The sequence below is a fragment of the Sphingobacterium yanglingense genome (assembly GCF_004363245.1).
Lineage (GTDB): Bacteria > Bacteroidota > Bacteroidia > Sphingobacteriales > Sphingobacteriaceae > Sphingobacterium > Sphingobacterium yanglingense.
Genome location: NZ_SNYV01000013.1, coordinates 225,838 through 247,223, shown reverse-complemented (window position 1 = coordinate 247,223; position 21,386 = coordinate 225,838). Strand labels below are relative to the sequence as shown.

Sequence of the window (21,386 nt, the reverse complement as noted above, 5' to 3'; positions counted from 1 at the left end):
CTTATCTATATAATACACCATACACCAAGCGGAACAAAATCACATTATACAGGCTGACTACCCAGTCTTGCTTTCGGATAGCAGCATATTGAATAAATTTGGTTCTTTTAGAAAAAGCCAGATTCATCTTTATATAAGGGTGCGCATCCGTAAACCAAGAGCGCCAGACCGAAAACATGGCCCGGTCAGCACTAAATAAAAGTGGCAGCTTTGCATTCAACTGAAAAAAACGGATCTCTTTCAAGAACAGCTCGTTCCCAAATATTTTTTCTATATAAGCTATCGTATCTCGTGTATTATCGAAAATATCATTTAGATGACTCTCTTTAAACGCTTTGGTAAAAGCCTCCGAATTAGTCTGCATATAATGATAATAAGCCTTGGGTAGATAAGCTACCTGTTGTGCATGTGCAAATAGCTTGATCATAGTCATATCTTCCCCCATCCCTCTTCCTTCTGGAAAGCTGATATTATTCAACACATACAGTTCCCTTTTGACCAGTTTGTTCCAGACATTATATTTCATAGAGCCGTCCAACATCGCCTGTATTGCCTCCCGTGGCCCCGCGCAATCAGGTTGTTGCATATAACGTTCATTTTTATAAAAACTCAGATACCAATCACTATATACAATATCGACTCTCTTTTCCAATGCATAGGATAGCATTTCACGGATACAATCAGTGTCCAACCAATCGTCACTATCGCAATGATAAATATAATCCCCCTCCACCTGTGCCAGACCTGTATTTCTTGCCGCCGGCAATCCTTTATTTTTTTCATGCACCAATAGCTTCACCTGCATACCACGTGATGGATATTCCTCAATTACCCCCTTTAATAAAGCGATACTATCATCCGGAGAAGCATCATCGACAAAAACATACTCTATATCTCCATAAGTCTGCTCCATCAGACTACGGACACATTTTTCGATATGCCTGGACACATTATAAATAGGTACAATGATACTAACCGTCATAACTCTCTTCCTTTACCTGGATACCTTGTAGTATCGCCTTAGCGACATCTATATTATTTTTTGAAAACTTTCGAGCAAACAGGCCTGGCGAGTCCAATAAAAAACGTACATCATCCATTTTCCAGTCTACTATTTCATTATTTACCCATTGAATCATACGCTTACTACTATTCCTCGAATCCAACAAATCATATACACACTCCCTGAAACAAGAGTTCCAGCATATAGTCTGTATAAAAATTTCATCCGCACAAAAAGACCGCACATACATCTTCTGTATCTTCTCCTTTTGGGACAAAACCAATGCTACAAATTCGCTGCTTACGCTCACCCAATTTGTTCCCTTTTTAAATTCGATATCAGCATACCTCTTTATCCCAAAACAGGTCTGTAGTTCTAAGAAAGCCTTACGTACTCCTTTTACAAAAAAGGCCCTTAATCCTTTTGGCAAACGAAACTCTGTTGAAAACAGATGATATCTTCTCACCTTACGTGTAATTTCCACTTCCGTATCTCCTTGTGTAAAACCGATAAATTCTTTCCCGCTGTGTTCTTCAAAGAAGCAATGAATATAATCCTGCGATTTTATAGGCATATCTACCCCCGATAGCAGATGATAGTAACGGTATTCCTGCTTTTTGTAGGCCCTTTCAAACAGGAGCAGCTCAACATCGATCTGAGACCGATGCCCCCAACGCACATCTATACGCTCCCCTAAAATAAAGGCCCGTGCTTTCTTCATCCTAATAGCTGGCACAGCCTCACACTTACGATCAAAATGAATGAATACATCATTCCTCTTGTCATCTAGAGCCTCCAGCAATAACTGCAAAACCTCCGGTTCATGATGTGCCATAATGAGATAAGCGTGTTTCATTTAATGATATTCAAACGTTTAGCTATTTTACGTAGCAGTAATTTAATCAGCTTGACCTCTCCCAACTTATCCAGCTCGTCATATTTTGACGTATAAAATTCAAAATAATAAGCTGGGTCAAAAAACACGGACTTTCTATAATACTCCCACCAAATATCAAAGTTTGGACACCATCCATTCCACGGTTTAGGTCCATTGTAGTGTACTATCCCATTACTTTGCATTTCTTCCAATTCCAAAAGTGTATATAACGGTTGATCCTCTTTATTAGCCGCTAGTTTAAATAGTTCAATTGTACCGCAGAATACAGGTGAGAGATAGGAGATCCGCTCTTTACAAACCAGATTTATCACATCCATATCTTGGTGTATATAATCCTTTTGAGCTTCTATTTTAAATAAGGAGACAATTTCATCCTTTCGTAATAATTCTGAATTAAATATAAGGTTACCCGACAGAATATACTTTTCTGGTGTTAGTCCCATCTCGCTTCTGTTCTTAGAAGCTTTCTCATTGAAAAAACCTGGAGAAACGACTCCAGCGATATAATTACCTCCTAAGTCTGCTTCATTGAAAATTCTTGACAAGTCTTCTCTAAATATAACGTCTACGTCGTGATACATAATCTTATTATATTCTGGAATAAGTTCTGGAATAAGTAGTCTATAGTAAGCAGCTACTGTTATACCCCTGATCTGAAATGCATCGTGAAATTCATTTCCAACACTTCGATATTTTATTGAGAAATTGGTGTATTTACCATACAAACAATCTAACCATTTAGAGTTAGGATAGGTCGCCGCGTCATCATGAAGGATAAAAATATCATAGAAAGTATTACTACCGGCATTTTCCAGTAAAGAACTAATACAAACACCTGCTGGCAAAAGCCAATTATCGTCAAAACAAAAAACCACTGGTATAATATCCATAACTATCAGGCCTAATTTCTAATCAGCTTTAAAACCTTATCAATCTCTACCCTTTTTTCTAAGTTTAAATACGCAACATGATGGTGAGAAACACGCTTATCAAGAGGAGGCAGCTGCATATAGTCTCCGTACATCTGGGTCAACAGTTCATGATATCCTCGTGGTAATCGCACGCTAATACCTTCGAAATTCCCTAATTCATATCCATCAAACCACTCTTTTGGACCAAACTCTTTTATTCCCCACATTCCGCCATAATTACCACAATAACTAGATGACGAATAATCCGTTTCTAACATGTAGCCATCTATCTCGGCTAGCACTTTTTCTCGGTTTCTTTTCTTATTCAGTGCATATCGAAATTCATTATAGGCAGTTCTAATCTGTAAGTTAAATATTCTGGTTAGCCCCGACCTTACATTAATCGTAATCGACTTTGGTAAAACAAGAAGCTTATTCGCTGCTCGTCTGAAACCTAACAACTGTTTGTTACGTTGAGATAGATTAGCTGGCGCTCCATCTAAAGGAAAAACATCAATAAACACCCCAAAAACACAAGGAATATCGTCATATTCCAATATAGTAGTCCTCTTATCACACATTTTTGCAAAAGGCAAATAATAACGATTATTGGATTCAGCAGTTATTAATTCGTAGTTGTCAGAAATATCCAAAGAGTTAAATATTTTCAAAAATTTATCATAATCAGGCCTAGGCATCAAAATATCGATATCATCATCCCAGGGTATCATACCCTGATGCCTTATAACACCTATAGCAGTACCACCACAACAGAAATACTGTAGATCGTATTTTTCACAAATCCTTACAAAATCACGGAATACATCAATCAGCATCTTCTTATGCAAATCACTAATTCCTCCTTTTATCATCTTTTCCATAGTTTACAGTTAGCAATTTTATAATCATAACAGTAGCGATTAATCCCTAAAAGTTGTTACTCTTTATGAAAGCTCTAAACTCTTCATACTTTTCCATAACCTGATTAGTAGTTAACATATCTAAGATTGAGTACCTACCTGGTCTCATTTCTCTAGATTTATCTATTATTTCCTCAAACCGCCTACTAGAAAAATTACGGATCAAACCATCAAATAATAACGGAATACCGACCGTGCGGGCAAACTTCATCTGCTTTGCTTCCACTTTATTTTGTAAAAACAGAGAAAACAAACTGATACTACCTACCTGAGTACCATGTAAAACCCCTTCACCATATTCCAAGAAATCGATAGCATGACTAATTTGATGTTCACTTCCAGAACAAGGGCGTGAAGTGCCAGAAAGAGCCATTGCAATTCCTGAATTAACTAACCCTTGCACTAAGAGACGGAGAAAAGATTTTGACAGCAAATGGATTTCATCGAAATTAATCAGACTACTCACCGCACTTCTCGATAGATGGAATGCTATATCATTCATTCTTTCCCTATCCTGCTGGAAAGCTAAAACCCAATCATTTGTTGCTGATAAGTTAGCCAAAACATCTCCAGCTGCTGCTTGAAGAAATTTAACGGGAGACTCCTTTATAATATCGATGTCAATAATCACCCCCATTGGCATCATTGCTGGCAAACTCTCAGTTTTTCCTAACTCGTTTTTTATGACAGAAATCGGTGAGATTAACCCATCATTAGAAATTATAGTAGGAATTGATAAATTATTAGTATTTGATAGATAGCCCACTCTCTTTACTGTGTCGATAACTTTTCCTCCTCCTACACCAACTAATAAATCTATATTATACCTATTAACATAGGTTTTCAATAGTTCTACTTCTCTAAACGTATTATCCTCCAGAGTATATCTATTCCACCCATTTTTATCAGCCACTAAAGCACCTATTTTATTCGAATAATTTTTACCTGAAACCACTAATATATTTGTAAATGAAAGTTTGTTTCTCCTTAAGTATTCATCCACACCTAAAACAATACCTTCATCAACCTGAAATATAATAGGCAAATAAGACAGCTGTTTATAAATCATGATTCTTTGATAATTTTTATTAATTCTGAGGTACTAATCCCTCGTGTATAGGGAAGTAGAATCAGCTCACAATTTTGTTCCTTCAAATATTCAGGTGACACTCTAATCTGCTCCATATAGCTACTTTCTTCCCAATCATCTCCATGGACAATTTTTGTCACACTATATTTCTCTATAAACTCTTTGTTATCATATTTTCTGATAATAAATGCTTCATCAACGTATCTACACCCCTTAACGATTTCCATTCGATCATTTTCTGATAAATAGGGAGTCCTCTTATAAGAAGATACCATATCATCTCCATTAACTGCAACAATCAACCTATCACCTAAATCTTTAGCTCGTTTCAATAGCTCTAAATGCCCTCGATGAAAAAGATCAAACACACCTATAACATATATTACATTCATAATTTTAAATAATTAATACCCTATTCACCCTAGAACCGAAAAGTTCTAATAAGCTAAACCCATCAATTAGTACTATCTTTAGAAAGAAGTTTCAAAAAAATCCAACATCTTATCAACCTGAAAAAACTGTTTTTGGCCAAAAGCCCCAGAATTTTATGTCGAAATCTTAATTTCGAAGTACTAATACATTTATTAGAACTAGGGAAGATACTTTTCCACTTTACAAAATCCCCAATATCTGTTGAGTACAACAACTTACGTTTTGTTCTGAATTGAAACTCTTGCACTTCTTGACCTGTTAACCAACTGATATTATTAGAGTTAATAAAACGTGTTATCTCTTCTACGTTATCAATCTCTTCATAAACTCTTCCAATATTTACATCTCTAGTTATAGACCCCTCATTACTATAATCATAATAATACAGCACACAACTTACATACTTGATTGATTTGCTATAGAATAACACTTTAAACAAAAATGTTCGATCTTCGCCTAAATCCTTTCCTTCTATAAAACGAATATTATAATCTGTAACTATAGATCTTCTAATTATCTTGTTCCACAGCATACCTTGCATATCCCCCGTCAGGAGCGCTCGCATAAATGCCTTATTCTCTTCTACAAAATTTTGCTCTCCTAATTCTTGTCCTTCTGCAAACACTTTATAAAAATCACACCAAACCAAATCGTTCATCTGTCCTTCGGTGCCTCTAAACAACTCAAAAAACATATTCTCAGCAGCCCAATCATCTGCATCCAACCAACCAATATAATTCCCTGATGCGTGATCCAATCCTGTATTTCGAGCTGCTGCAGCTCCCTTATTTATAACATGATTTACAATTTTAAATTTAACCGCAGTTTTGTCTATCTTATTAAAATAATCTTCTAATAGCTGTAAGCTATCATCCGAACTGTTGTCATTAATGAATATCAATTCTATCGCCTGTACATTAATTTGTTTCACCAAACTATCTGCACATCTTATTATAGTATGCGCAGCATTATATACGGGAACAATAACAGAAACATCAACGGATCTATTCATTATAAGTTATTTATTAAGTGAGTATCTTGATATCAGCGCCTGAAATTTCGCTACGAAACCGAAACCAACTTTATTTAAAATCCTTTGTTCACTTTTGCTACACACCAAAAAATAAAATGACAATCCAACAGAAATACAAACCACAACGACAAGTATGATTAATCTACTCCACCCCTCATTCATATTCACAAAAACCCAATAAGGTAAAATAAGGCATAATGGAAGTCCTAATAGGATTCTTAAAATAACCTCGTTAAAATAGGTGTACAGTTTAAAATCTATAGCTTTAGAAACAATAACCACTCTAGCCGATTGGGCGATTATCATGAGAACCAATGTTGTCCAATAAGCAACTTCTGGAGTTCCACCCTTCTTTAGAAGGAAATAAGAGATTGGCACTATCATTAATAAAATATTCGCTTCCCATAACTGAAACTTCTTTATTGTACCTGTAGAATGAATAGACACAATCATAGAATAACTAAGCGCCGATATTATCGTAATTAAAACAGATATTCTTACAAAAGATATCGTGTGGTCTGGAAATTTCCCTAGCCATTTTTCTAGAAAAAAATTTGTTTCTATTAAAATTGGAATACAAGGTATTAACGTTAAAAAAAAAGTAACTTTTGAACTAACAAATACTAATCTATGCATCAATCCCATATCACCAGACGCATAGCTTTTGGTAATCTGTGGGTTCATCGCTTTTTGAAAATTATATGAAAAATTATTTACTGCATTCTGCAATTGAAATGCGATGCCTCGTGCAGCATTAACAGCAGGACCAAAAAAAATATTAAGCAATATATTAACACCTTGGGTATAGCCAACAACGGCTAAATTTCCGTTCAATACCCAACCAGAGAAGCTTAGTATTTGTATATACCGTTTTCTATCCCAAATAAAATGCTTGATTCTTGTTTCGACAAACCTTTTTCGACAAAGCTGCCAGTACAGCAAAAAGATAAAAAACGACACAGAGAAAGTTAAAATTCCATACAAGGATAATTTGTCAAACATTATTACTTTGAGCAAATAAACTATTAACAACCTTAACACCGTTTCCAAAATTGATATATACGCAAACAGAGACATTTCTTCTCTAGAGATAATCATAGCTATATAAGGAGCCTGCAAAATTCCAAAAAAAGCAGTCAAAACGCAGAAATGATAAACCCATAAAGCAGCATCAAATCTTTCCGGAGGAATAGAAAGTTTGTGATACAAGAACCACAGACCTACAGTCTCTGCCAACAGAACAACGAGACCTGCAATCGCCAAATGTATAGAAACGCTAATATTAAAAACCTTACTTAGCTCCATTATATTGTTCTTCCCCAATTCAAAGGTTAAAAACCTCTGAGAGGCGCTTGACAAAGAATTATTTAAGAAAGTTAGCATACTCACGACCCCACCAACTACATTAAAAACACCAAAATCCTCAACCCCTAAAACTTCTAAGACAATTCTTGATGCGTAGAGACCAATTCCCATTGACAACAGCATTCTAAAATAAAGGAATGCTGTGTTCTGTACTATTTGATTGCTTCTCTTACCTTGCATATAAATCTTATTTTAAAATTTAAAACAGCAACTGAAGTGCTTTATATTTTTCTTGATATTTTATGATATAAAATGAGAAAAATAAACAAACGATAAGAGTCATTATAAAAACCGCCAAACCATCCTTAACCCATAGCAATTCTCGAATAATAAAGACAACATACATATGAACAAAAAATAGCACTGTACTTGCCTTCCTCATCCAATAGGAAACTTCAGTGTTATTAATTATTGGAAATATTACAGCAAGGCAAAATAATGCATAGACGAGGGATATTAAACTAAACTCCGACAGAAAAGGAATCCTTGAGTAATTCGCGACACAACTTAACACAAACAACAGTGATGAAAAAAAAACGGATCCATTGTTCTTATTATAAGCCACATAAATACCTAAGACAATAAAAATCAAACCAGAAAGTAATCTCCCCGAACCTACAGAAGCTTTAACTAGATTAACAAAAAAAGGGGAAAACCCAATGTTATCGATATACGGACTGTTCAAGCATATCGACACGAAATAGAATACTAAACTGATACGTAAAATAAATTTATAGGAAAAACCTCTTTTATACAGGAAAAACAAAAATGTCATACATAGTATCATTGATAGTAAGTACCAAAGTGGCCATGAATAATAATTTTCACCTCTTAAAAATACTCCTCGAAGAAAATAAAAAACACTATCTCTAAGACCTGTATTACTGATGTAAAACCCATAAATAGTAAGGGGGAGATAAATAACCGTCCAAATAACATACATCTTTATGAGTTTATAAATGTATCTTTTAAATAAAATAGTCTTTTCAGTCTCTTTGTATTTATCCAATCTAATCTGAAACAAAAAGCCAGAACACATAAAAAAAAAGGGGACTGCTATTATTACTGTTGAATCATAATAAGTACGAAGTCTCCCCACCAATAAATCTTCAAAGGGGGCAGTATGAATAGCTACAACGACAATAGCCATTGCAAATTTCAATAAATCTAGACTTGAAAAACTATTAATTACTATTTTATTCTCAGACATCAGCTCCCTTTCTCCATAAACTCCGCTACCAAAGTCCGCTCCAGTCCCTCTTCCATCGTAAAGGGAGCCACAAAGCCAGAAGTACCGACTTTTGTTGCATCATACTTCGTCACTGCGCAGAATTTCCGCACACGAACCGAACTGACAGCAAACTTCTTACGTGTTACAAATGCAAGGATATCAAAGGCATAGCCTCCCAGCATACCGGCCCAGTACGGGACCCGTAAGCTCGAAATAGGTTTATTCAATACCTTCCCTGTGTTGTAAACAATATCATTGGTAGTAAAATCAGGTTTGTCCACATAATTATAAACACCGTACCCCTCCATATTGTTTTTTATTAGGAAAAAAATAAATGCAGCTACATTACCGACATAGGACATTGACTTTTGGTTCTTCCCAGCTCCTATCATCATAAAACGGGAAGAAGCAATCTGGTTCAGTAGGTTAAACACATTTCCCCTATTTCCCTCCCCAAAAACAACAGTCGGCCGGATGATACTAATATTCCAATCCGCATGTCGCTTATACCAATCCTGTAACAGCAATTCCGCTTCCCATTTACTTTTACCATAATGGTTAAAAGGATCAGCAGGAAAAGACTCATCGGGATTATCTTTATTCAGCCCATAAATAGCGACCGAACTCGTAAAGATCAGTCGCTTTATAGCGTTTTGATCCATTGCATACAGCACATTACGCATTCCCTCTACATTCACATCATAATAAAGTGATATGGGATGTACATTATCCTGATGCTCGGCAGCCAGTAAGACCACCACATCCACCCCTTCCAGTCCCTTCACTATCGTCTCCCTGTCCAGCACATCTGCTATACGTGTTACCTCGGCAAAAGCCGTACTCTCCCTTTTGTCAAGATTCAATACCTCATAACCTTCTATGCCCTTGAGCAGTCGAATTACGTTTGTACCAATAAAACCTGAACCTCCAATTATTGCTATCTTCATCTAGTTTCTTTTATATCTGCGCTCAATACAACCACTTCTGTTTTCTCTACAAAACGGCTCTTTTCAAACTGTTCGAAAACAAAATAAAAGCCTCCCCACATCAGTACATTCAATATCAAAATCAGATTATTATCCATCACCTGCACAGCAAGTAAATTAAATATGATATAGAATAGATTGATCGCAAACATAAATAGCATTACTCCTTTACGGGGCAACCCCAGACGCAGCAAAAGATGGTGCAAGTGATTCTGATCTGCCGAATAGAGCGGCTTACCGCTCTTCCAACGGACAAACATTACCCGAGCGACATCCAATACCGGCAACAATAAAATAGAATAGGCAATCACAATAGAACTGCTGGAAAAAGGCTTTATAAAAGAATTGTTCATCACATAGCTCAGCGCCAAAAAAGCTAGGGAATAGCCTAACGTCGTACTACCGATATCTCCCATAAATATCTTTCTTCCTTTGCGTCCTACTCCAAATACATTATAATAGAAAAATGGAGCGACAGCTCCCGTTGTAATAAATGCAAAAAGAGCATGCACATAAGCTCCTGAAAAATAAAACAACAGCCCGAATACCAGACAGCCTATAGCGACCAGACCGGCACATAGCCCATCCAATCCATCCATAAGATTGATCGCGTTGATCACCAATACGACAATAAACACCGTGAGCGGCATGCCGATCCATGGCGATATACCATGAATAGAAAAAAGCCCATAAAAATCATTGATCCATAAGCCCGAAAGCGGAAAGAAACAAGCTACCAGTATCTGAAATAAAAACTTCCATTTAAAACCGATCCCGATCAAATCATCACCAAGACCGACAATATACAGCACCAGTAATCCACAGAACAACAATGCAAAATGAGAGATCAGAGCCCAAGACTGCACACTCCAGTCCCCTACGCCGAACTTAAATACCAAAACCACCGTCAATGCAAACAAGCAACACTGTATGGGCACAAAAGATATCCCCCCTAGACGCGGGATAATACAACTATGTAATTTCCGATCACTGACCGGATCGAACAGCCGCTTGCGGTAAGCCACCAATAGAATCCTAGGGATAAAAAGCGCCCCCAGAACAACGGCTAATAAGGCCGGAACAAACAATAGCAAAATACCTGTAATCACCATAACAATCTCCTTTTTAGCATAAAAAACTAGTCCTATTTCAGGATAAACTACTGAGATAACCTACCAGACGCTCCATATCCGCATCTTTCAAAAGCACCTTATTATCTTTATCAATCAGATAAAAAGTCGGAAATGCCTTTAAGTCATATAATCCATTACGTATAATTTCGTCTTCCTTATTGTATCCGTTGATCCATTCTTCGGGAAGCTCTGCTTGATAATGGAGCCAATCACTTTCACGCCCAGTAGCACACACCGTCAGTAGGGTCACTTTACTCTTCTTGGTACGCTGTACCAAGCGGTGTATTGCTTTCAGGTCAGGCATGGTCGATTTACAGGCCTTACATAACGGAGCATAGAATACAATCAGTTTATATGCGCCCCTCAAACTATGCAAATCACCGACTTCACCCGTTGCGCGTTGAAAACTAAAGTTATTCGCCTCCACTCCAGGCAAGTTTCGCTGTACAAGCGCTAGGTGCGTTCTATATTTCGCGCGGTCCACCTCACTAATTCCGTCCGACGAGATCAGATAATTGAGTACCACACTATAATAAGAATCGTTTCTTAGCGTAGATATAGGATCATACAGCCGTTCATAGAATTTGTCCGTAAAAAACTGAAAAGCAAGAGGCGTCTTCTTCGCTATATCCATCGTATGGACAATCGCTTGGGCTGCCTCTTCTGCGGGTAGATCATCCAATGCCAGGATAAAATCCATCAAGAGCCGTTCCAAACCGAATTCATTCTTCCGTATATCGATTTTAGTAAAATCGTAGCTTTCCCAAAATGTCATCGGATCGGTCTGCCTATGCGATGTGCAGGATAGTAGCAGCATTCCCCAAAATGCTGCTATTAACACCCCATACTTTGATAAAAACATGAATTTATGACATAGTTTTACTATCATGCTTTACTTCTTAACGGTATTAAAAATTTGTTTTTCATAGGTAGACGGGTGATAGCATAGCCGCCATCGATCAGTCTTTTTTACATCAATAGATGCGGAAACACGAGCGGCCCAACACCGTTCTTATTTAGACCGTTCGTGTTTTATAGGATTAAGTTCTTTAATCTGCAATTGTCAATACCGCTCTGCTCAGCTTCGGATCGTTGTAATACATATTTCCGACGCCGCCTTTGTAATCGACGCGAAGCTGCTTGGCCGATACTCCAAACTCATTGACCAAAGCCTGATACACTGCATCTGCACGCTTCTTCGAAAGGCGTATATTGACATCATTATTTCCTGTTGCCTGATCGGCATAGCCCGTAATATTGTACACCACCTCTTTTGCTCCTGAGTTGATTACTTTAGCAAGGAAACCAAGGTTTACACGCACTTCATTACTTAATTTGCTGCTATTGATTGGGAATGTGATCAACAATGGCGCTGCGATTATCTTATTCTCCACCACAATCTCGGTCATACTCTGATTTTTAGCATTGGCCAATTGTGCTCTCAACGCATCATTATCTTTCGACAATGCGGACACCTGATCTCTCAGCTTGATTAACAGCGCGTCATCATAGCTTTCTCTGATCACCATCGTTTCTGATTTATCCCAATTATTTTTACCGAATTTATAAGAGAGTCCCAATAACGTCGCCATGGCGCCTTCTTTTTTTCTTCCTCCCAGCTCACCGTCAAAAGCATCGTCAAATAGAGTCCCTTGCACCTCAAAAGTAAGATCCACTGCCCTACTCAATCTAAATCTATTCAAAAAGCCGCCAGTACCGGTTACCTCCGTTCTTTTCGGTTTGTCCGTAATACCAGAGAAGCCCAATCCTACATAAGGTATAAGGGAATACACACGTTCTTCGCGGTATCCTCCGATCAGGCTCATCAGATCGAATAGCACATCACCACGGAACTGATAGTAAGAAAATTTCTGTTTTTCCAACCATTGGCTGGCATCGTATATCTCTCCTGTACTGTAACTATGATTCTGTGTAACGCCCTTTACCTGTCCATAGTACCCCAGTATACGGGCACCAAATCCAGGCGTGAACCATTTACCGCCATACAGCGAGAATACAGGACCTATACGTTCCCCAAGTTTCATTTGCTTATTGTGGTCTCCAAAGTAAATCTCCCCTCCACCCGATGCTCCCATAAACCAATTGGACCAAAAAGAATTCGTCATCACGCGGAACTTGTTATCATCCGCGATAACTACCGTATCCCGCTTGACCTGATGAGAAGAGGACGCTTGTGAATAAGCATTGGCACTTAATAAGCACCCTGTAATAAGCAGGAAAAAATTTTTCCTCAAAGAGATGTTTTGCATAATGGTCTTTTTTTTTGCGCCCTAAATCCAGACACAACTTTTTAATTTCATAAGTAAATCTGAACCTGTCTTAGTCAACATATGTGGTACATATGACGACCTCAGTAAAAGACGATTCGAGCATGCACAAAGTTTACAATTAACAAGTAAAACACCCAAAAAAACAGATACTCAGATATACTCAAATAAAAAAAAGAGAAAAAACACGATCTGTCAATTATGCTTATATCAAATCAAAAACGCACAAAAAACCACCTTTTAAGCAGCGGAAGCATCGATACATATCCAGACTTAGAAGTTGAAACATTATGAATGAAAAAATAAAACGAATTACATTTTTATTGAAGTTTTTGTAAAGAACATACCGATTTGAGTATATAATTGTTCCTAAAAAAGGATCAAAACAGCCCATTGAGTAAATTAAAACAACGACAAAATCAACATATCCTTATAGGTAAAAAAAATAACGTTCAAACATACATGTTAACACAGACAATCCCTAGCAGAAGAAGAGAGCATGACCGTATACCCCATCGAACAAAAAACAATTATTTATATTTTATCTTTGCCTATTGCTTATTAATCTATAACAAATGACAAGTGTACAGATGAAATTTTTTAAGGAAATGACACGCTTCAAAAATTTTCTATTTCATAATCAGTCACTTTGAAAAAAACCTTTATTTTTCTTTGCTATCTTAAGGATTAGCTCTATATTTGCATCGTCAACAATAAAACAACAGCTTGCCCAGCTGGCGGAATTGGTAGACGCGTTGGTCTCAAACACCAATATCTTCGGATGTGCCGGTTCGACTCCGGCGCTGGGTACTAAAAGCGATTCATCACTGAATCGCTTTTTTTTGTTAACCACCTTTCCTTCATCTCTACTTCAAAAGCACAACTTATTAAATCCCTCGACACAGATTTATTCACCTGATCATCAACCCTTTTCCAACAGGATGCGTAGTATATTCTATCCATATTAATGCCTCTCAAACCGTCGTATCAGATAAAACAAAAAATCAGCATAAAAGAGACAAAATAAATACGAATCTTTGTATAGAATCGTTTTAAATAAAAAAGAAAGAATATGTTAAGCCAAAATATCAAAGAAAGCACCCATGCGGCGCACCAAAAAACCGAGGGTATTGTCGTACGCCAAATGAAAGCTATCCGCTCAGAAGCCGACTACGCCGAAGTATTAAAAGGTTTTTACGCCTATTTCCGTGCGGTAGAGGACAATATTGCACCGTTCGTCACGGCAGAGGTATTACCGGATCTAGCTGAGCGTCGTAATTCGTCTTACATCAAAAAAGATATCGAGACACTAGGCGGCAATGTAGACAACCTACCCGAGGCCCATGCTCCGGCGGTAAGCAATGTCTTAGAAGCACTAAGCTCACTCTATGTGCTAGAAGGATCCATCATGGGAGGCCCCTATATCGTACAGATGCTCAACAAGTACGGCATCGAGCGCGGCACCTCCTTCTTCGAAGGCTACGGTGCCAATAGCGGACAGATGTGGGCAGGTTTTACCACGGTACTGAACCAGTACGGTGCAGATCCCGCTTCCCATGCCCGCGCTATCGAACTGGCCAATGAGACATTCCATCAGTTTGGCGAAGTATTCAGCGGCATAGCCCTAGCTAAATAATACGATCTACAACAGTCAACAAAAAAGAGCGAGACAGGGAATACCCATCTCGCTCTTTTTTATTCCTGATCAATATACCCGCTCAGCATATCATAACACACTCACAATTTAGTTAACGACTGAAAAACACGCTTTAATCCACATAAAGCACGCGTGAGTATTTTTGAGTATATAAATCAACAGTCAATTAAGTAGTAATAAAAAGAATCTTCCTTAATTTACCCTGACATGCAATTTAAACGTTTAGGTTACAACCCCTTAGTCGTTTCCATCGCATAAGAGACTGAAGAACGATATATTATGGACAGAAAGAAAAAAGAATACCTCCCACCTTTATTTACGGTAACCAAAATAGAGTTAGAGCACAGCATCGCGGCCTCATCGACCACTATAAGTCCAGGTGGTGGCGGCACAAGCAACCAACCTTGGATCACGGAAGAACAAACCGAAACCATTGAAAAAGACTGGGTATTTTAATAAAGCACTAAAAAATGAGAAAGACCAATTTAATGATAAAAGGAGTAATTTCTAAACCATATTACCTAATTACTATAATAGCATTGGGCATTCTTACATTGTCCGCCTGTTCTAAAGAGGGGCCAAAAGAAGTCACTCCTGATGGTTCGACCAAACTAAGCATCACCATTGGCAGTATCATTGACGAAGATCTTGTATCTTCCTCCGATGCAAAGATGATGTCAATTGCTCCTAAAACAGCTACGGGCGAACAGATAACAAACAGTGAAACTGTCAAATTCAAGGATATTGAGATCGATATCACGTCGGCCGAGGGACGCGATCTTTCTTTCGGAGAACATGCGAAAGCGATCAGTTTTGAAAAAGTAAGGGCAACTCCATCTTCCAAACAAATGAGCACCCGGGCGCTTAATCCATTGGCAGCTGATATTCCCATGGAAATCGGTGTCAAATATTGGTTTGTCCTGTTCAATCCCGCCACCCAAAAATTTGAACAATCATTACAATTAGTATCAGGCACATCTACAAAACTGGATGTGGTACGGAACCAAAACTACGAATGGTATGCCTATTCCTACGATGACACCGATGATATCACTGCTCTCGACCCAAACAACCCGCAGATACAGACCAAACCCAATCGCCCCTTCTTATATGCCAAAGGAACGATCAAAGCTACGACCACCGGAGACACGCCTTTATCCATCACCTTCAAACACCAATTGCAACAACTAAAGATACGGCTCAATACCCGCGGCCTCTTTGGTAATATAACCTCCCTTTTGGCCAAGTTTGCAGCCAATACACCAGTCAAAACCAGAGCTTTTGACATAAAGACCGGAGGTTTTACAGGGACATTAACCAATGTACCTATCGCAGACCTTACATTTTCAAAAATAGAGAACGACTCCGAGCGTCAGGTCGAAGCGAGGTATTACACAGCGGACCTCTCCCAGCGCAGCTATACCATTGATATTGAAAAACTCTCCGTCAAATATCCTAATAATACCGTTGAAGACCTACCTCTAAGCAGTTTAGGACTAGCAGACCGGACTTTTGGATTTACCAAAGGCGGGGCAGGTTGGGTACAATATGTCGAAATTAAAGCGTTCAAGGTCATACCGACCAAGAGCATTCTACATATAGAGGGAAATGATACTTACAGTTATGCGGCATCCAATCCGGCTAAAGCTTCTGGAGCTTTCTTAAGAGACCCCAGAAACTTCAGTGCAGTCAGTAAATACGTACGGGTGCAGGGTTTTACCCATGATATACAGGGGTCTACAGCCAATATCCTCCGTAACAAATTATCAAACCCGGTCAATTATCCCGATATTATTATTGCAGGGATGTTTTCAGGGTTTACACAAGCAGATTACGATGCCTTAGAAATATACGTAAGACGAGGGGGAGTCGTATTTTTAATGATAGAAAACACCAATCTAGGAAGACCTGAGGTGTTTTTCCAACGAATATTCAACTCACAGGCCGTAACCATGAAGCTATATGACATCAGCGGATCCATTTATAAACTCAATAATGTAGATTCCGATGTATTAGGCTGGCCATTTGGCGATACCCGTGGCAAATACTGGGGGCAGGATGGTTCATCAACCTTCTATATAGAAAATATACCTGCTAGTGAAAAAGAAAATATCTTCATTTACAGCGAATCGGCAGTTAATAGAAACAATCAACAACCGGGTAGTGTGTCCATGTTCCGTCACAAAACCTTTAATCTATTCTATGTAGGCGATACCGGCATGCTTTCCAATGAAAAGCAATGGGGGCAATACGGAAGTACAACCATAGAACCTTACGCTACCGACCAAAATAACTTTCCGGTTGCACACACCGCATATGGACGACTGGCACAATCCAGCTCTCCCGAGGCGGGTACACCTGCCGGAGGCTGGCATGTACACAACTCGGTCATATTTGGAAATGTATTTGCACACTTAATAGCACAATCTCACTATATGATGTTGGATAGATCACCTTTTACTTTTAGTGAGCAGGTTTTCTTTGATTAAACATCATCTCGATTGCTTTTGCAATCAGGTTACAATGATTTACAATCCTATTTTTCATAAAGTTTGTCTATATTACCAATACGCCTGAGGCTTATCCCCTCAGGCGTTCTTTATTTAGCTAGCGCTACTACTTATTCCCGACTATCTCCGCCCCCGCTGCAACAAGCGCGACATCGCATAGCTCACCAGCGTACCCAGTGCCGCCATGATCACGGTCTGCAATAAATCTCCGAGCGTAATAGACGCCCAGATGCTGCACAGTGTACCACCCAGGGTACCTGCACGGATTTCGTTTGTGTTCATTTTTTTTTAAAAAGTGATGATAGTTATGAAAGTGATGGAGGTTATGAAGGTAGTTACCTACTTTTGTCTAAACAGACTGCTTCGCTACTCTCGCAGTGACGTACTAATATCACTCGTCATCTCGATTGAAGCGTAGCGGAATAGAGAGATCTAAAAGCTTTATATTAATCCTATACAGTTTATAGACCTCTCCACAAGGTCGAGGTGACGTGCTAATATCACTTCACTCCTTAAGTCCCCTCATCCCGAAGCGAGTTCGGGAGAGGCTCTCCCTCAATACCTTCATCCCCGTCACCTACTACCGCTTCCAACACCCCCAGCCCTATCGCGACGTATTTAATAATGTTCAGTGCCTTTACCGGCAGCTTGATGGGAGCCAACAGTACCACCTGTACCGCCTGGCTGATTTTTTTGATGATTTTGTGCATTTTTAATCTTAAGTTATACAGGTTAGTCCCGACAAAGTCGGAGTTATGAAGGTTATAAAGACAAAACCCTTACGATTTCGCTTTCCCTTTAACTTCCTAACCCATTAACGGTTTTACGATTTCCCCCTTAACCTTATAATTCTCTAACTTCTTAACTCTATAACTCTCTAACCTTATAACCTACTTAATAACCAAATACACCTCGCCCCCCATATCCCACAGTCCGTATACTAGCGCTTTCAGTTCTGCTAGAGCTCTGCGGCTTTCGGCACCTGTACCTTCGCCTGTCAGCTTGGTTACGGGGGCTATACAGCCCAGTAGTTCTCGCTCAGCATTATTGGCCGCATGGATCAAGATAGCTTCACGTCCTAGCACATTAGGAATACCGATCTGCTCGCCATGCTTAGTATAGGTACGTTTAACCAGTTTATACCTTCCAGTAGGAATACAACTTATACGTTGCATATTATTACGCCAGGGTAATTCGATAGTGTGACAGATCTTCTCGCCCTGATAAGAGATCGTTCCATTAGTTCCCTTCTCTCCATATTTCCGTTGGAGATGTAGGGTGTGTTGAGTTTTCATTGTTTTGTTTAAGTTATGGAGGTTATAAAAGTTATAGCGTTATGAAAGCTATATATAACCTTATAACTGTATAACCTCATAACCTCCGAAACCATTAATACTTAACCATTAACTACGGCACATCCACCGCAGCAAAAGTTAATGCATTGTACAGTCCATTGGCCAGTGGGTAATAAGCTCCGTTGACCTCCTGAAAGTATCCGATACCGACCAATAATAGCATCGCTTTGCTCGCATCGGCTGTCAGTACAGCTGTGAGATCTACCTGTTGCTGTGCCATCAGCGTCACATCGATATACGGTGAGCTTTCGATAACCACTGGTAGATCCTCCGAATCCGCACTATACTCCAATACCGCTAGTGTAAACCGAGCATGCGTAGCCCCATCCAGCTTTGCTATTTTGGTACGTGGCGAGAACGACCCCGTAGCCAGTGTGGCCTCTCCGGCAGCACGGTCATACCCATACTGCAGCTTACCGTAGAAGACCGTCGTTAGCGAGGCCGTAGCATTGCACTCCAGTCCGGTCAACATCGGCAGGTTTTCTGCCAGCACACGACGCTCGCCACGCTCATTGACCGAATCTGCCTTGATCACCGCCGACATACGCGAAGACAGCCGCTGCGCTATCCGCGTATCCACATTCTGCTCAAACAGTTCGCGCAGTTGGTCGCGGAGCTTTTTCGAGGCCGCTGCTGCACGTCCAAACTCGGCACCATTCTCCCGGGTACGCTGGAATCTAGGATCCGTAGCGATACGCTCGCCAGATACACCACCTTTCATGCGTACCTGATAACTGCCGTCTTTCGTTTTGAAGAAAGTCAGATCCCCGATCTGCCCTTTCATCTTGATTAATCCTTCTAATCTTGCCATAACAATATCTTGTAGACAGGACAAAGATGCTATGACCTTTCCAGACCTATGTTCGTAACGGCCAAAGGCCAGCGAAATGAGTACAACTTGTTATATATGCGCGAAATGAGCACAAATGGCATTTGCAGTCCCTTTGATTATTAGCTACTTTAGTCCATAACAACGCATAAGACCACGCTCAGGAGAGGGAGCGTACCGTGTGCGAGGTGTATAACCTAAGTATAGATCAAGTATGCTTGAAGTATTAACAGTGTATAAGGAGAGTATTAAAGAACAATACACTAACACGACCTATCGACCGCTTCATACTAGGCTATCCCTCGCCCCCCGCTAACATGTAGACGCAGGGCAGGTCTCTCAGAAAAGCAATAAATATGAAACCACAAAGATTATGTATCTACGCCCAGGACGTAAGTAATATCCTCGGCAAGAGCCTCTCCCAATCGAGACGCATACTCGCCTGTATCCGTGATGCCTATGGCAAGAAGGACAAGCAATATATCAGCATACAGGAATTTGCCGAATACACTGGCCTAGAACCAGACGAAGTCAAGAAGCACTGTATATGATAAAAATACAAAGGCATCTGTTGAGGGATTTAGATGCCTTTATTTCGTTCTGCAAGCACATGTTCAACCTTAGTACGGATCGTTTTCCAGCGGTTGAGCGATATCCCAATCAATTCATCCTGAAAATTCACCTCCAGTTTAAGACCTCCTTCTTCATCCTTAATCAGTCTGGTCAATGTCTGCCTTCCGACCAAAAGATCTCGCCCTACATGTATCATATCCGTATAGGTTGCTGCCAATGCCGTTAAGCTACTCTCCGTAATCAAGATTTTTTCCTCCGTGTTAAGAAAAAGATAAATAACTGGCTTCTTATTTTTACGGTCTACAATCTGGAACCGGCTCATCTCCCTCTGTTCAAAAAAGCGACTTTCCTTTCCAGGATTTGACAGCTCATATATGGCTCTGCCCGGCATATCATTTTTGACTTCTAGCTTGGCCGCCTTATCAGCCAATTCTGCAACCAATGTTAGTTTCTCTTTCTGGAGCAGCTCCACCTGTTCACGCAGTTCTAAGTTTTCCAGCTGTGCTATTTTAAGCTGTTCCTGTAGACCGTTGCTCCTTCCCTCTACCAAGCGTTGTTCGCTCACCGCCTCCTTTGCACGTTCGTTTGCTAGGGAAAGATCCTGCGCTAGCGCATCCCTATTTTTCTTCGATGCGGCGGTTTCATTAAGCAGATATACAATGTAGCCCTGTCGATTGAGGATGACCAAAAAAATCAGAAACAAAGCATATACAAAATGCATATATTCTGTCACCATCATTTCCAATCCGTAAACCTGCCAGAGGTAGCCCAGTAACAATCCGAAGGGAATAAGCACACCCAGCCACACCTGAAATACCAATCGCTGGCTCAGCTTCGTATGCCAGTCATACCTCGTATCCAGCAGATAACAGACATACATCACCCAGTAGATAATAGCCGCGATAATCAGTGTAGCCTCCACCGCAGTCGCAAACACTGCCGGACGCATCGCATATCCGACCGACATATCCTCAAAAGGAAACATCGCGTACGCATAGCCCAGGAAAAAAGGCCACAACACACCGATACGCCAACCATAGTAGGGCGAAAACACAAAGTGGAGGATACCGACAAAAATACTTTTCAACCAAGCCGGTAGCGGGAGTTTATCTACCGCAGGCAATAGATCATTCTTCATAATTTCAAATTTAGGCAACTCAATATTAACGAAT

General features: G+C 39.6%; 21 protein-coding genes and 1 tRNA gene. 5 read left to right on the top strand and 17 right to left on the bottom strand.

What is annotated here, in order from left to right:
* Position 1: 1 nt before the first annotated feature.
* The 13 genes from CLV99_RS09415 to CLV99_RS09355 all read right to left on the bottom strand — a co-directional run bounded on the left by CLV99_RS09415 (position 2) and on the right by CLV99_RS09355 (position 13,272).
* Positions 2-982, bottom strand: coding sequence for a glycosyltransferase family 2 protein (locus CLV99_RS09415; protein ID WP_133584256.1), 981 nt, complete (start codon positions 980-982; stop codon positions 2-4).
* Positions 972-1,859, bottom strand: a complete 888-nt coding sequence (locus CLV99_RS09410) for a beta-1,6-N-acetylglucosaminyltransferase (RefSeq protein WP_133584255.1) — start codon at positions 1,857-1,859, stop codon at positions 972-974. The genes CLV99_RS09415 and CLV99_RS09410 overlap by 11 nt, the downstream gene beginning before the upstream one ends.
* On the bottom strand, positions 1,856-2,791 hold the full coding sequence (locus tag CLV99_RS09405) for a glycosyltransferase family 8 protein (protein WP_133584254.1): 936 nt from the start codon (positions 2,789-2,791) through the stop codon (positions 1,856-1,858). The genes CLV99_RS09410 and CLV99_RS09405 overlap by 4 nt, the downstream gene beginning before the upstream one ends.
* 11 nt (positions 2,792-2,802) lie before the next feature.
* The gene (locus CLV99_RS09400) at positions 2,803-3,693 is read right to left on the bottom strand and encodes a LicD family protein (RefSeq protein ID WP_133584253.1); all 891 of its coding nucleotides are present in this window, start codon (positions 3,691-3,693) and stop codon (positions 2,803-2,805) included.
* A gap of 46 nt (positions 3,694-3,739) precedes the next feature.
* A complete protein-coding gene (locus tag CLV99_RS09395) occupies positions 3,740-4,801 on the bottom strand; it encodes an iron-containing alcohol dehydrogenase family protein (protein ID WP_133584252.1) in 1,062 nt (353 codons plus the stop codon).
* Entirely contained in the window at positions 4,798-5,214 is a 417-nt protein-coding gene (locus CLV99_RS09390) for an adenylyltransferase/cytidyltransferase family protein (protein WP_133584251.1), read from the bottom strand. The genes CLV99_RS09395 and CLV99_RS09390 overlap by 4 nt, the downstream gene beginning before the upstream one ends.
* A gap of 62 nt (positions 5,215-5,276) precedes the next feature.
* Entirely contained in the window at positions 5,277-6,266 is a 990-nt protein-coding gene (locus CLV99_RS09385; RefSeq protein WP_133584250.1) for a glycosyltransferase family 2 protein, read from the bottom strand.
* A gap of 6 nt (positions 6,267-6,272) precedes the next feature.
* Positions 6,273-7,832 carry a lipopolysaccharide biosynthesis protein gene (locus CLV99_RS09380; protein ID WP_133584249.1) on the bottom strand — a complete coding sequence of 520 codons (1,560 nt, stop codon included), beginning with the start codon at positions 7,830-7,832 and terminating at the stop codon, positions 6,273-6,275.
* Between the two features lie 19 nt (positions 7,833-7,851).
* Complete coding sequence (locus CLV99_RS23555; protein WP_133584248.1) at positions 7,852-8,862, bottom strand: acyltransferase family protein; 1,011 nt, start codon at positions 8,860-8,862, stop codon at positions 7,852-7,854.
* Positions 8,862-9,830, bottom strand: coding sequence for an NAD-dependent epimerase/dehydratase family protein (locus CLV99_RS09370; protein ID WP_133584247.1), 969 nt, complete (start codon positions 9,828-9,830; stop codon positions 8,862-8,864). Before CLV99_RS09370 ends, CLV99_RS23555 begins: the two co-directional genes overlap by 1 nt.
* Positions 9,827-10,981, bottom strand: a complete 1,155-nt coding sequence (locus CLV99_RS09365) for an MraY family glycosyltransferase (RefSeq protein WP_133584246.1) — start codon at positions 10,979-10,981, stop codon at positions 9,827-9,829. The genes CLV99_RS09370 and CLV99_RS09365 overlap by 4 nt, the downstream gene beginning before the upstream one ends.
* Before the next feature lie 37 nt (positions 10,982-11,018).
* A complete protein-coding gene (locus CLV99_RS09360; protein ID WP_162850085.1) occupies positions 11,019-11,864 on the bottom strand; it encodes a DUF5106 domain-containing protein in 846 nt (281 codons plus the stop codon).
* Positions 11,865-12,051: 187 nt separating this feature from the next.
* A complete protein-coding gene (locus tag CLV99_RS09355) occupies positions 12,052-13,272 on the bottom strand; it encodes an OmpA family protein (protein WP_133584244.1) in 1,221 nt (406 codons plus the stop codon).
* A gap of 746 nt (positions 13,273-14,018) precedes the next feature.
* On the opposite strand from CLV99_RS09355, the gene CLV99_RS09350 reads away from it, so the two are divergent.
* The 4 genes from CLV99_RS09350 (at position 14,019) to CLV99_RS09340 (ending at position 17,436) form a co-directional block, all read left to right on the top strand.
* A tRNA-Leu gene (locus CLV99_RS09350) sits at positions 14,019-14,100 on the top strand.
* Between the two features lie 262 nt (positions 14,101-14,362).
* The gene (locus CLV99_RS09345) at positions 14,363-14,926 is read left to right on the top strand and encodes a biliverdin-producing heme oxygenase (protein WP_133584243.1); all 564 of its coding nucleotides are present in this window, start codon (positions 14,363-14,365) and stop codon (positions 14,924-14,926) included.
* 300 nt (positions 14,927-15,226) lie between these two features.
* Positions 15,227-15,403, top strand: a complete 177-nt coding sequence (locus tag CLV99_RS23220; protein WP_162850084.1) for a hypothetical protein — start codon at positions 15,227-15,229, stop codon at positions 15,401-15,403.
* A 14-nt stretch (positions 15,404-15,417) separates the two neighbouring features.
* Complete coding sequence (locus CLV99_RS09340; protein ID WP_133584242.1) at positions 15,418-17,436, top strand: fimbrillin family protein; 2,019 nt, start codon at positions 15,418-15,420, stop codon at positions 17,434-17,436.
* A 533-nt stretch (positions 17,437-17,969) separates the two neighbouring features.
* Here the strand turns inward: CLV99_RS09340 and CLV99_RS09335 are convergent.
* From CLV99_RS09335 to CLV99_RS09325, 3 genes are all read right to left on the bottom strand, one after another.
* Complete coding sequence (locus CLV99_RS09335; RefSeq protein ID WP_133584241.1) at positions 17,970-18,167, bottom strand: hypothetical protein; 198 nt, start codon at positions 18,165-18,167, stop codon at positions 17,970-17,972.
* Positions 18,168-18,347: 180 nt separating this feature from the next.
* Positions 18,348-18,752: a DUF5675 family protein gene (locus CLV99_RS09330; protein ID WP_133584240.1), complete on the bottom strand. Its 405-nt coding sequence runs from the start codon at positions 18,750-18,752 to the stop codon at positions 18,348-18,350.
* 112 nt (positions 18,753-18,864) lie between these two features.
* Complete coding sequence (locus CLV99_RS09325; RefSeq protein WP_133584239.1) at positions 18,865-19,623, bottom strand: hypothetical protein; 759 nt, start codon at positions 19,621-19,623, stop codon at positions 18,865-18,867.
* A 374-nt stretch (positions 19,624-19,997) separates the two neighbouring features.
* Here CLV99_RS09325 and CLV99_RS09320 point away from each other — a divergent pair, with 374 nt between their 5' ends.
* Positions 19,998-20,192, top strand: a complete 195-nt coding sequence (locus CLV99_RS09320; protein ID WP_133584238.1) for a hypothetical protein — start codon at positions 19,998-20,000, stop codon at positions 20,190-20,192.
* A 29-nt stretch (positions 20,193-20,221) separates the two neighbouring features.
* Here CLV99_RS09320 and CLV99_RS09315 read toward each other — a convergent pair whose 3' ends face one another.
* A complete protein-coding gene (locus CLV99_RS09315; protein ID WP_133584237.1) occupies positions 20,222-21,352 on the bottom strand; it encodes a hypothetical protein in 1,131 nt (376 codons plus the stop codon).
* Between the last annotated feature and the right edge of the window lie 34 nt (positions 21,353-21,386).